This is a genomic window from Mediterraneibacter glycyrrhizinilyticus, from assembly GCF_015560805.1.
GTDB lineage: Bacteria > Bacillota > Clostridia > Lachnospirales > Lachnospiraceae > Schaedlerella > Schaedlerella glycyrrhizinilytica_A.
Genome location: NZ_JADMSO010000003.1, coordinates 111,064 through 123,367, shown reverse-complemented (window position 1 = coordinate 123,367; position 12,304 = coordinate 111,064). Strand labels below are relative to the sequence as shown.

Genomic DNA, 12,304 nt, shown 5'->3' with positions numbered 1-12,304 from the left:
AGCCCGATCAAGAGCCTTACACCCTCGGCGGTGTTTTGCACTCTTGATCGGTCTTTTCTTTATACTGTTTCTTCTCTTTTTTCCACAACTTCGCCTTGTTTCTTATAAATGCTTCCTCCCGGAATATAACCGCGCACAGAAGAAAGCGGATAAATATTGCTGTGGCTTCCCACCACGGTTCCCGGATTCAGAACGCTTCCGCATCCGACTTCCACTTCATCTCCAAGCATCGCTCCGAATTTCTTCATTCCAGTTTCGAGCATCCCCTCCGGTGTTTTCACTACGACAAGCTTTTTATCGGATTTTACGTTGGAAGTGATAGAGCCTGCTCCCATGTGGGACTTAAATCCAAGAACAGAATCCCCCACATAATTGTAATGCGGAACCTGTACTTTGTTAAACAAAATGACATTCTTTAATTCCGTAGAATTTCCGACTACCGCTCCCTCGCCGACGATCGCATTGCCGCGGATAAATGCACAATGACGCACTTCGGCATTTTTTCCGATGATCGCAGGTCCGTTGATGTAAGCAGTCGGCGCAACAGATGCCGACTTCGCGATCCAGATATTCTCTCCGCGTTTTTCGTATTCGTCTTCACTTAACGTCTTGCCCAATTCCATGATAAAGCTCCCGATCTTCGGCAACACTTCCCACGGATAAGTGACTCCGTCAAAAATATCTTTCGCGATCGTCTCGTCCAATGTATAAAGTTCCTTTACTGTAAGTCCTTTCATGATCCAGCTCTCCTTTTACTTCTTTTTGTCGCTCTTGCCTCGTTTTGCTCCGCTTGTTCCGTTTTTATAAAATCCGGCTACGCGCTCATAACATGCCCGCAGCTGGTATTGATTGTTCAGTCCCTTGACTCCGTTCGTCCGGCTGATGATAAAATGATCCAGCTTCCGCATATATTCTTCCGGTGTGATGTCGCCCTCGGCCACATAGGTCAGTCCTTTTTCCCAGCTTGCCGTCAATTCCGGGTTCAGCAATGACTTGATCGAGTTTTCCACCACGTCAAATACCATCTCCCCCTGCAACGTCGGGGTAATGATCTGCGTCTTTTTATTCAGCGCCAGATATTTGATATGGATCAGCTTCTTTAAAATTTCTGCTCTCGTCGCACTCGTTCCGATCCCGCTTCCTTTGATCTGCGCGCGCAGTTCTTCAGCTTCGATCAGTTGTCCTGCATTTTCCATCGCCAGGATCATCGATCCCGAATTATACCGTTTTGGCGGAGACGTCTCGCCCTCTTTGATCTCCAGCGTCTTGACCGGAAGAGTCATCCCCTTTTTCAAGCCTTGGATCACCTGAAAGAATCCGGTGTCCAGATCCTGATCATTGTCTGTATTATCTGTACTGTCCGCATTGTCTGCATTTCCTGAACGATCGGCGCGCTCTGTACTCTCCCCGTTTCCGGCGTTCTGCGTCGCTTTTTTATTTGAAGGAATCCCGACGACTTTCAAATATCCCTCTTCCGCCAAAACTTTGAAACCGGAAAAGAAGCTCTCCCCCCGGATCTGTGTTGTCAGCGCAACTTTCTGGTAGACTGCCGGAGGATAAAAGATACTCAAAAATCGTCGCACGATACAGTCATAGACATGCTTTGCCGTCGCTGAAACCGAATTCAGCGCCGGTAATCCCTGCCCGGTCGGTATGATCGCATAATGGTCGGTAATCTGCTTGTCATTGACATACCGTGTCTTTGCCAGCCCTTTATAGCTTCCAAACTGCAGAATATCCTGCAGATACGGCGCCGCCATCGGATATTTCGACAGACCGTTCAGATTTTTGCTGATCTCCTTTGCCACTGCCGTAGACAAAACACGGGCATCTGTTCTCGGGTACGTCACCAGTTTCTTCTCATACAATTCCTGCACGATCCGAAGCGTCTCATCCGGACTGATCTTAAACCGCTTGGAACAGTCATTCTGTAATTCCGCAAGATTGTATAAAAGCGGAGGATTCTTCTTTTCTTTCTTTTTTTCGATCGCAGTGATCTGGCAGATTAACGGTGTTTCCTCTTTCAAATATGCAATCAGTTCTTCAGCTTTTTTCCGTTCTTTAAATCCGTTTTCTTTATAAAGATCAAAAGATTCAAACCATCTGGAGCCTTTAACCGCCCGCCACTCTCCCTCGAATGTCTTTCCGCCTGCATCGATCCCTGCAAGCACCCGGTAAAACGGCGTCTTTACGAACTCCCGGATTTCCCGCTCCCGGCGCACGACCATGCCGAGCACGCAGGTCATCACCCTGCCAACCGAAATCACGGCATATTTTGTATGTAAAAAATTTGAAATACTGTTTCCATATTTTAAAGTTAAAAGACGGGAAAAATTAATTCCCATCAGATAATCTTCTTTTGCACGCAGATAAGCCGATGCGCTTAAATTGTCGTACTCCGAAAGATCTTTCGCCTCGCGGATCCCCCGAAGAATCTCTTCCTCCGTCTGAGAATCGATCCACACTCTCCGACGTTCTTTTCCGGTCACATGTGCCTGCTGTTCAACGAGACGGTAAATATATTCTCCCTCCCGCCCGGAGTCGGTGCACACATAGATTCGTTCCACATCCTCCCGGTTCAAAATATCGCTGACGATCCGGAACTGTTTCGCCACCGCCGGGATCACCTCGTATTTGAACTCCTCAGGAATGAAAGGCAGCGTATTCAGACTCCACCTTTTCAATGCCGGATCGTATTCTTCGGGATAACTCATCGTGACCAAATGCCCGACGCACCAGGTCACGATCGCTTCCTCCGATTCCAGAAATCCGTCTCCTCTTCTTGTCTTCAATTTTAATGCCTTAGCAAATTCCTGAGCTACGCTCGGCTTCTCTGCTATATATACTGATTTTCCCATAAATATTTCTGATCCGTTCTCTTTCACTTAAGCCGTCCGGAAGCGATAAGATGTCACTGTATGGTAACAGGTATCCGCTTTACAGATCGGGCTTTCAAAATTCACATGATGTACAGCGTCCGGGAAATACTGTGTTTCAAAACATACCGCAGAACGGCATCCGTAAACCGCGCCGTCTTTTCCGGCTTCCTTATCAAGGAAATTCGCCGTATACATCTGCATTCCCGGAAGATCGGTCCATACTTCCATCACGATCCCGCTCTTCTCCCCCGCTGCCTGTGCTACTTTAGCAAACTTTCTGTCATTTTTCAAGACCCAGTTATGATCATACCCGTTTCCGAGACGGAGCGCTTCATAGTCTCCTCCGATCTCTTCCCCGATCGTTTTTCCCGCGCGGAAGTCCATCGGCGTACCTGTCACATCGACCAGTTCCCCGGTTGGGATCGACTCTGCGTCCGCACGCGTATAAAAATCTGCATCCAACACAACCGTGTGTCCGAGCACATCCCCGCTGTCATGTCCGTTGAGATTGAAATAACTGTGGTTCGTCAGATTCAGGATCGTATCCTGATCCGGCGTTCCGTCATAAGTGATCCGAAGTTCATTGTCTTCCGTCAGTTCATACGTCACACGGACAGCCACATTTCCCGGATAGCCCTGATCCCCATCCGGACTTTCCAGAAGAAATGTGATTTTTCCGTCCTCCTGTTCTTCGGCTTCCCACATACGATGGTTGTAAAAATCCATTCCGCTGTGCAGGTTATTCTTTTCATTATCATTTTTATCTAACTCATACCGGGTTCCGTTGATCTCAAACGCGGCTCCTCCGATCCGGTTGGCATTTCTTCCGACGGTAGCTCCAAGCGACTGTGTTCCGGCTTCATAGTCTGCCGCCTCATCATAGCCAAGCACCACGTCGGTCAGTATTCCGTCTTTATCCTTTACCAAAAGATTCACGAGCGCCGCTCCGAAATCCGTCACGGCTGCCTTTGTACCGGCTTCATTTTCCATGATAAACAATCTGCCCATCTCTTCGTTTTTAACCGTGCCAAAGTCACGGATCTGTAATGCTTTCATTGTCTTTCCCTCCTGTTTTCTGATCATGATCCCAAACTGTCCGCTCTGCTGTTAATCTGTCATTGGATTATCGGAACCATCTCCGTACCCTGGACAACAGATTCTTCTTTTCCTTTGTTCTCACCGGACGCTCTGCATCCAATGCCTCTTTCATAAAATATTCCTGGGCACAGATCGTGCGCTCCCCGCCCGTCTTTTTCTGATACGTTCCGTCCGGCAACATCTTCCGTGCTTTCACATTGTCTGCAAGCATGATATTCAAATAGCGGACGAGCCGTTTTTTGATCGCCGCATCATAAATCGGACACGCTACTTCCACACGTTTTTCCGTATTTCTCGTCATCATATCCGCAGATCCGAGATACACTTTCTGTTCGTCTCCCGTTCCGAAAACGAATACCCGCGGATGTTCCAGATAGCGTCCCACAATACTTGTAACTTTCAGATTCTCGGTCTCCCCCGGAATCCCCGGCAGGATGCAGCAGATTCCCCGGACGATCAAGTCTACTTTCACACCGGCTCTCGACGCCTCCGCCGCTTTCCGGATGAAATCCATATCGGTCACGGAATTCATTTTCATAATGATCCTGCCCGCACTGCCTTTTCGGATCTCTTCGTCCATCAGCTTTAACACTTTCTGCTTTAGGCTGGTCGGAGACACGATCAGATTCTGATAAACGCCGTTCAGATTGCCGATCGCCATATTTTTGAAAAATATAACCGCATCTTCTCCGATTCCCTGATCTCCGGTCATCAATGAGTAATCGGTGTACATCTTCGCCGTCTTTTCATTGTAATTTCCGGTCCCGATCTGCGTAATGTAACGGATCTCATTTCTGCTGCGGTATGTAATCAGACAGATTTTTGAGTGAACCTTATATCCCTCGATTCCATAGATCACCCGACATCCCGCTTCTTCCATCCGCTCGGACCAGTCGATATTGTTCTGCTCATCAAACCGCGCTCTCAGTTCGATCAGCACCGTAACTTCTTTTCCGTTCTCCGCCGCGGCACAGAGATATTCCACAAGACGGCTCTTTTTTGCCAGACGGTAGATCGTGATCTTGATCGTCATCACATCCGGATCTTTCGACGCCTCTTTGATCAACTGTAAAAACGGTTCCATACTCTCATATGGATACGAAAGTAAAATATCACGTTTTTTCACCTGTGCCATCACACTGCCATCCGCCACCGAAGCTGACGGCTGCGGGGTAAACGGTTCATCCATCAGCGGACGCTTCATCGATGCCGGGATCTTATCGATCACTGAAAAGATAAAATCCAGCTTCATCGGCATTTTTGTGCGGAAAATACATTTCTGACCGATGCCCAGCTTCTCACAGAGATATTTTTCCATCTCCTTTGTCAGCGGATTTGCCACTTCCAGACGCACTGCTGCCAACCGCCGTCTCTTATGCAGCGTCTCGCGCATAATGAAACGAAAATCCTCTTCATCCGCGTAAGCTTCATCTTCCGGCGAAACATCTGCGTTCCTTGTGACGCAGATATAATTTTTGTCAGATACCTCATATTGACTGAAAATCAGTTCCAGAAACTCCATGATCACTTTTTCCATTCTGATATAGCGCACGTCCTGCCCCGGAAGATACACGATATCAGAGATAAACTGCGGTACCGGAACGATTCCGATCGTAGTTCCCGTACTGTTCTCCTGCTTCAATGTGGCGATCACATAGATTTCCTTATTCAATAGATGTGGAAACGGATGGTTCGCATCGACGATCTGCGGAGAAAGCAGCGGAAAAATCTGTTCTTTGAAATATTTTTTTACATATTTTTTCTCCTGCGTCTCCAGTTCTTTAAAACTCGTTCCGCAGATTCCGTACTGTGCCAGATGCTTCTTGATCTCCGCATAAGTCTTATCCCGTTCTTTATAAAGCGGCGCCACCGCGTCATAGATCGCATCCAGCTGCTCCCGCGGCGTCATCCCGGAACGGCTGTCAGTCTGCTTATTGTCCACCGCAGCCATATCGTACAGACTTCCCACGCGGATCATAAAGAACTCATCCAGATTGCTTGTAAAAATAGATACAAATTTCATCCGCTCCAAAAGCGGCACACTCTGATCCTGCGCTTCTTCCAGCACTCTCTGATCAAAACGAAGCCAGGATAACTCCCTGTTCTGTGTATAGCGAAGCGCTTCTTTTTTTATATTGTCTCTCTCTTTCATCTGTCCGGAATCTCCTCTTCTACTTTTCAAGATATGCCTGCAGACGTTCAAAATCCTGCTCCATCAAGTCATATCCATGCTGATAAAATCTCTGCAGTGTCTCCGCATCCCGCTCCAGTCTTGCCACCGGTTTTACTTTCGGACGTAGTACGAAGATCTTCCCCTCCCTTTCCATCCGTTCGATCTTGTTCATCGTCCGGTTGTACTGAAAACTCCGCGTCAAGATCGCCTGAACCAGTCTTGGATAAGATCGGTATGCCTTTCTGTACACCTCCGCCATGCCGCGGCTCATCGTCTTTTTCCGGTATCCTTTGTTGCGTGTCAATATCACAACGATCTTCTCATTACCGATCTCAAGAGCATGTTCGATCGGAACCGAATCCGCCAGACCGCCGTCCAGATACGGTACTCCGTCAATATTGACGATCGGTGTGATCAGCGGCATACTGCTCGAAGCTCTGCAAAGCCGCATCAAACGTTCCCTGTCTCTGTGCTCCTGCATATACTCCGCCTGCCCGTTCTGACAGTTCGTCGTTACAATTTCACATGTAATCTCGGATTCAAAAAATGTATCAAAATCAAACGGATAAATACGATTTGGGTATTCATCAAAGATCAGATCCATGTTCATCAGGCTCTTTTCTTTTACAAATTTCCGAAATCCGTATATATATTTTCCATTCTTATCCGTTGGGATCATACAGTCTCTCGTACGTCCCGGCTGCTTCGACACATAATCCACTGCATTGCAGGATCCTGCCGAGACACCGATCACATGGGATGGATACCATTCTTTTTCCATAAGAAAGTCCAGAACACCGGAAGTAAATACTCCTCTTGTAGCCCCGCCCTCTAATATCATTGTTACGTTCTGCATTATTCGTCCCACCTTTCTTCGTCCTATTATATACTGTTTTTCCCAATACATAAACCTCCAAAACAAGATTTTTACGAATACTTAACAACTCCTTGCTATTTTCCCTCTACTCATGGTAAGATAATCGTTAGAGTCAAAATGGATTTGATTGAATACAAAATACAAGGAGAATGACTATGATTAGTGCAAACAACATCACGCTGCGCGTCGGAAAAAAGGCGCTGTTTGAAGATGTCAATATTAAGTTTACCGAAGGAAACTGCTACGGTCTGATCGGTGCCAACGGCGCCGGAAAATCTACATTTTTAAAAATCTTATCCGGTCAGTTAGAACCAACCAACGGCGAAGTCGTCATCACTCCGGGCGAACGGCTTTCTTTCCTGCAGCAGGATCATTTCAAATATGACGAGTTCCTTGTTCTGGACACTGTCATCATGGGAAATGCCCGTCTCTATGAGATCATGAAAGAAAAAGAAGTTATTTACGCAAAAGAAGATTTCACCGATGAAGACGGGATCCGCGCCAGTGAACTGGAAGCAGAATTTGCCGCTATGGACGGCTGGAACGCAGAATCCGATGCCGCCAACCTGTTGAACGGTCTTGGTATCGCGACCGATCTTCATTACAAATACTTAAAAGATTTGACCGGTGCGGAAAAGGTCAAAGTCCTGCTCGCACAGGCATTGTTCGGTAATCCGGATATTCTGCTTTTAGACGAGCCGACCAACCATTTGGATCTGGACGCGATCGCATGGCTGGAAGAATTCTTGATCAACTTTGAGAATACGGTCATCGTTGTATCCCATGACCGTTACTTCCTGAACAAAGTCTGCACGCAGATCGCAGACATTGACTATGGCAAGATCCAGCTCTATGCCGGAAACTACGACTTCTGGTACGAATCCAGTCAGCTTCTGATCCGTCAGATGAAAGAAGCCAACAAAAAGAAAGAAGAAAAGATCAAAGAGCTGCAGGAATTTATTTCCCGGTTCAGCGCAAATGCTTCCAAGTCCAAACAGGCGACTTCCAGAAAACGTGCGCTGGAAAAGATCCAGCTCGATGAGATCAAACCGTCCAGCCGGAAGTACCCATATATTGATTTCCGCCCGAACCGTGAGATCGGAAACGAAGTCCTTTCCGTAGAGGGGCTTTCCAAGACGATCGACGGCGAAAAGATCCTCGACAACATCACTTTTACATTGAACCATGATGATAAAGTTGCTTTTGTCGGCGGAAACGAACTTGCCAAAACTGTGCTGTTCAAGATCCTGATCGGTGAGATGGAACCGGACGAGGGAACTTACAAATGGGGCATCACTACTTCTCAGGCATATTTTCCGAAAGATTTCGGCGGAGAATTTGACAACGACTATACGATCACCGAATGGCTGACCCAGTATTCCGAAAATAAAGACGCCACTTATGTGCGCGGTTTCCTCGGTCGGATGCTCTTCGGCGGCGAAGACGGAGTGAAACGTCTGACCGTACTTTCCGGTGGAGAAAAAGTACGTTGTCTTCTCTCCAAGATGATGATCTCCGGCGCCAATGTCCTGCTCTTTGACGAGCCGACCAACCACCTGGATATGGAATCGATCACGGCGCTGAACAACGGAATGATCAAATTCCCGGGTGTACTGCTGTTTACTTCCCGTGACCACCAGATCGTACAGACAACTGCCAACCGTATTATGGAGATCGTACCGGGCGGCAAACTGATCGACAAGATCACCACTTACGACGAATACCTCGAGAGTGATGAGATGGCAAGAAAGCGCCAGACATATACCGTCGAGACAGATGATGAAGATTAAATTTTAATTTCTATTAAAGAGCCAAAGGGGATTGCTGATCATTGCAATCCCCTTTTTGTATAATTTCCTTATCCTTCGGACTCCAACCGCTCTTTTCGTTTTAATACATCCGCCCACTGTCCGTCACTCAATAATTCAGGTTTCTTCATTTTCTCTAACACGGACAAGTCCATGTGAAGTTCTCTCTGTGCCATAACTGCCGCTTCATATAAAGAAAGATAGTCCTCCGTTGTCTGGGACATCACATTCTGATATGATCCAAATGTATGATCATGGTCGAACAACGGACAATATCCTATGATCTTTCCACTGGAATTTTCCATGAAAAATCCCCAATTCTGCTCATGCCTGTCATTATTATTCAGAATATAGTCTGCAATCTGCATCTTCAAATAGAACTCCCTGTCTATCTTTTTTGCTTCCTGATATGCATTCAATCCATAAAACTCACAAAAGATCTTAAATTCCTCGAATGTAACAAGCGAAGTCTCTTCTGATGTGAAAAGCTCTGAACAGACCATTTTCTCCCCGACACTTTCGATCCATTCACTCCGTTCTTTTGATAAATACAATGAAATATCGTCCTCTCTCGATACTTCATAAGAAATATGATCGATCTGAAGCGCCGTCAGAATCTCTGATGCCGGAATCTCATATTTTCCGACTTTATGGAGAAACATCCTCCCCTCTTTTCTGATCCAGCCTTTCGCACTCGTTCCCAGCGTCGTAAGCTCCGGTGTATGGATATTCCCCTGTTCTCTTGCTACGTTCTGGTGATAAATAGTCCGTCCCGATAAAGAAATTTCTGTCACAAACAATGACAGTGGATTTTGAAACAAATTAACCTCCGCCCAATTCTTTTCATCACCCTCGTCACAGATCCAATACGCATCCTCCAAGTTCAATCCCCGACAGGCTTTACAGACCGCATAACGATTACTCTGGGGAAGACGCATCGTGTTTAAAATCTCCTTTGCATAGCTTCGCCCGATCGATAACGTGCGGTTGGATGCCCATTCCATAAACTCAACAAACGTAACATTTTCCTTCCGCAGTGCAAAGGGAAGCCTGTCAAAATCCAAAATCCTGCATTCTCCGTTATCCCGGATCTGCAATACAGGTGCATCTTTCAATAACAGCAGCATCCTTTACTCCCCTTTCTGCTCCATCCTCTCATAAACTTCCCGGCGAAGTTCTTTATTCTGATGTGCAATAATTGTCGTACATACCGCATCGCCTGTAATATTCACCGCCGTCCTCGTCATATCCAAAATTCTGTCGATACCCATGATCAGCGCGATTCCCTCCACCGGAAGTCCCACCGAAGTAAATACCATAGACAATGTGATCAGACCGACACTCGGCACGCCCGCGGTTCCGATCGAAGCGATCGTTGCCGTTGCGATGACGGTCAGATAATCTGTCAATGTCAGAGGAATCCCGAATGCCTGGGATACAAATACAACCGCTACGCCCTGCATGATCGCAGTTCCATCCATATTGATCGTAGCACCAAGCGGAATTGTAAAGGAAGAGATCCGCTTTGACACTCCCATCTTTTTGTCCAGCGTCTCGATCGACAACGGGATCGTCGCATTTGAGGTCGCCGTAGAAAATGCAAATGCCATGACCGGGAAGAATTTCTTGATAAACTTGATCGGATTCAGTCCCGTCAGCAACTTCAATAAAATCTGGTATACTCCAAATCCCTGAAGCATCAATGCTAAGAAAACTGCCGCCATATATTTCAGCATCGGAAGAAATGCATCGAAACCAATCCCTGCAAATGTCTTTGCGATCAGGCAGAATACTCCGATCGGAGCCGCTTTCATCACAGCCATCGTCATATCCATCATCAGATCGTTAAACTGTGAGAAAAACTGAGCGACCGCCGCGCTTCTCTCTCCGCGCTTTGCAAGCAATATCCCGACGAAGATCGCGAAAAAGATGATCTGCAGCATATTTCCCTCTGCCAGTCCCTGAATCGGGTTTTTCGGGATAATATTCAGTAATGTATCCGCAAAACTTATATTCTCCGCCGCCTCTGCTACCTCCGCCGTCTCTAAACTGCTGACATCCATTCCCACACCCGGATCGATCAGATTTGCCACGCTTAAAGCAAGCGTGATCGCAAGCGCTGTCGTCACCAGATAAAATCCCATCGCTTTCACACCCACTTTTCCGAGTGTTTTTGTATCTCCGATTGACATACTTCCGCAGACGATCGAACAAAATACAAGCGGTACGACAAGCATCTGCATCGCACGCAAAAATCCGTTTCCTACCACATAAAATACGCCGTTGATGATCACCGTATCACGCACATATCCCTCCGGTATCCAGTAATGCAGAATGATTCCGAATCCGGCTCCCAGAAGAAGACTGATAAAAATCAACGTTGTCAACCCAAGTTTCTTTTTCTCCTGTTTTTTCTCCATCTCATTTCCTTTCTTTTTTCTCTTTACCGTTCCTGATCTTTTATATAATCCGCAAGCGCTTCTTTCCAGTCTTTCGGCTCTTCTATTTCACACATCCGAAGCATCATATTATCCAAAACCGTATAATCCGGTCCCTGTAATTTCGAATCCAGTTCCCGCAAAGCCGCCGGAATCAAAAGTGATTCGTCCTTTCCAAGCAAACGTACGATCTCTTTTGCGAGTTCATAGCGGCTGCACCGTACTCCGCCGCAGACTGCATGGTAAATTCCCTCCTGCTCTTTTTGGATCAGACGGATGATCACTTTGGAAAGTTCCGCCGCACTTGTCGGAAGCGCAAACTCATCATCCGGCACTTGGATCTGTTCCCCTTTTTTCGCTTTCTCTATGATCATATTGACAAAATTTGCTCCGCCTTTTCCATATACCCATGAACTGCGAATGATCAAATGCTTCGGCGCCAGTTCTTTCACAAAATTCTCACCGGCTAATTTTGACTTTCCATATACTGTCACCGGTTTTGGCGTGTCAAATTCATGAAATTTCCGGTCTTCGGAAGAACTGAACACATCATCCGTCGATAACTGGATGATCCTCGCATCCAATTTCCTCGCTACGGCGCTCAGATTTCTTGCACCAAGCGCATTAACCTTATAAGCTTCTTCCACGTTCCGTTCACAGAGTTCTGTATCCGTCAGTCCGGCACAGTTGATGATCGTATTCGGACGGTTACGAAGTCCGAACAACGTCACCTCCTCCGCCGACGTAATATCCAGATCTTCTTTATCTGTCTCAAACAGTTCCACATCCCGCATATCCAACATATTCCGGATCATACGTCCCACACGGCCGTTTGCTCCCGCCACCCATATCTTTCCGTAATCATAACTCATTTTCATTCCTCCTGCACATTTGTATACTGCCGCATTTTTACATCCTACTGCACGTTTTCTCTCTGCCGCCATAATCTCTGTTACAGCCTCTGATATAGTCTCCGCCATTCTCTCTGCCATTATAGCAGAACCCAAAATAAAAGTACAGAACGAGCTTGC

General features: G+C 46.7%; 9 protein-coding genes. 1 reads left to right on the top strand and 8 read right to left on the bottom strand.

Annotated elements, in window-relative coordinates; genetic code table 11:
* Positions 1-59: 59 nt before the first annotated feature.
* The 5 genes from I2H87_RS04180 to I2H87_RS04160 all read right to left on the bottom strand — a co-directional run bounded on the left by I2H87_RS04180 (position 60) and on the right by I2H87_RS04160 (position 7,006).
* Positions 60-737: an LbetaH domain-containing protein gene (locus I2H87_RS04180; RefSeq protein WP_195609403.1), complete on the bottom strand. Its 678-nt coding sequence runs from the start codon at positions 735-737 to the stop codon at positions 60-62.
* A 15-nt stretch (positions 738-752) separates the two neighbouring features.
* Positions 753-2,858: a DNA topoisomerase gene (locus I2H87_RS04175; RefSeq protein WP_195609402.1), complete on the bottom strand. Its 2,106-nt coding sequence runs from the start codon at positions 2,856-2,858 to the stop codon at positions 753-755.
* A 27-nt stretch (positions 2,859-2,885) separates the two neighbouring features.
* Entirely contained in the window at positions 2,886-3,935 is a 1,050-nt protein-coding gene (locus I2H87_RS04170; protein ID WP_009268351.1) for an aldose epimerase family protein, read from the bottom strand.
* A 67-nt stretch (positions 3,936-4,002) separates the two neighbouring features.
* On the bottom strand, positions 4,003-6,129 hold the full coding sequence (gene ppk1 / locus I2H87_RS04165; protein WP_009268352.1) for a polyphosphate kinase 1: 2,127 nt from the start codon (positions 6,127-6,129) through the stop codon (positions 4,003-4,005).
* A gap of 19 nt (positions 6,130-6,148) precedes the next feature.
* On the bottom strand, positions 6,149-7,006 hold the full coding sequence (locus I2H87_RS04160; protein WP_009268353.1) for a patatin-like phospholipase family protein: 858 nt from the start codon (positions 7,004-7,006) through the stop codon (positions 6,149-6,151).
* A 176-nt stretch (positions 7,007-7,182) separates the two neighbouring features.
* On the opposite strand from I2H87_RS04160, the gene I2H87_RS04155 reads away from it, so the two are divergent.
* Positions 7,183-8,817: an ABC-F family ATP-binding cassette domain-containing protein gene (locus I2H87_RS04155; protein ID WP_009268354.1), complete on the top strand. Its 1,635-nt coding sequence runs from the start codon at positions 7,183-7,185 to the stop codon at positions 8,815-8,817.
* Positions 8,818-8,885: 68 nt separating this feature from the next.
* Here I2H87_RS04155 and I2H87_RS04150 read toward each other — a convergent pair whose 3' ends face one another.
* From I2H87_RS04150 to rfbD, 3 genes are read right to left on the bottom strand one after another with little or no spacing between them, the layout of a single operon-like run.
* On the bottom strand, positions 8,886-9,962 hold the full coding sequence (locus tag I2H87_RS04150) for a protein kinase family protein (RefSeq protein ID WP_195609401.1): 1,077 nt from the start codon (positions 9,960-9,962) through the stop codon (positions 8,886-8,888).
* Positions 9,963-9,965: 3 nt separating this feature from the next.
* Positions 9,966-11,255 (bottom strand): dicarboxylate/amino acid:cation symporter, encoded by a 1,290-nt coding sequence (locus I2H87_RS04145; RefSeq protein WP_022150911.1) that lies wholly within the window; start codon positions 11,253-11,255, stop codon positions 9,966-9,968.
* A 23-nt stretch (positions 11,256-11,278) separates the two neighbouring features.
* Entirely contained in the window at positions 11,279-12,265 is a 987-nt protein-coding gene (gene rfbD / locus I2H87_RS04140) for a dTDP-4-dehydrorhamnose reductase (RefSeq protein WP_330611476.1), read from the bottom strand.
* Positions 12,266-12,304: the final 39 nt, after the last annotated feature.

Bases quoted from the DNA above. Each gene is read 5' to 3' on its own strand.
- I2H87_RS04180 (WP_195609403.1), bottom strand. From the start codon at position 737: ATGAAAGGACTTACAGTAAAGGAACTTTATACATTGGACGAGACGATC.
- I2H87_RS04175 (WP_195609402.1), bottom strand. From the start codon at position 2,858: ATGGGAAAATCAGTATATATAGCAGAGAAGCCGAGCGTAGCTCAGGAA.
- I2H87_RS04170 (WP_009268351.1), bottom strand. From the start codon at position 3,935: ATGAAAGCATTACAGATCCGTGACTTTGGCACGGTTAAAAACGAAGAG.
- ppk1 (WP_009268352.1), bottom strand. From the start codon at position 6,129: ATGAAAGAGAGAGACAATATAAAAAAAGAAGCGCTTCGCTATACACAG.
- I2H87_RS04160 (WP_009268353.1), bottom strand. From the start codon at position 7,006: ATGCAGAACGTAACAATGATATTAGAGGGCGGGGCTACAAGAGGAGTA.
- I2H87_RS04155 (WP_009268354.1), top strand. From the start codon at position 7,183: ATGATTAGTGCAAACAACATCACGCTGCGCGTCGGAAAAAAGGCGCTG.
- I2H87_RS04150 (WP_195609401.1), bottom strand. From the start codon at position 9,962: ATGCTGCTGTTATTGAAAGATGCACCTGTATTGCAGATCCGGGATAAC.
- I2H87_RS04145 (WP_022150911.1), bottom strand. From the start codon at position 11,255: ATGGAGAAAAAACAGGAGAAAAAGAAACTTGGGTTGACAACGTTGATT.
- rfbD (WP_330611476.1), bottom strand. From the start codon at position 12,265: ATGGCAGAGAGAATGGCGGAGACTATATCAGAGGCTGTAACAGAGATT.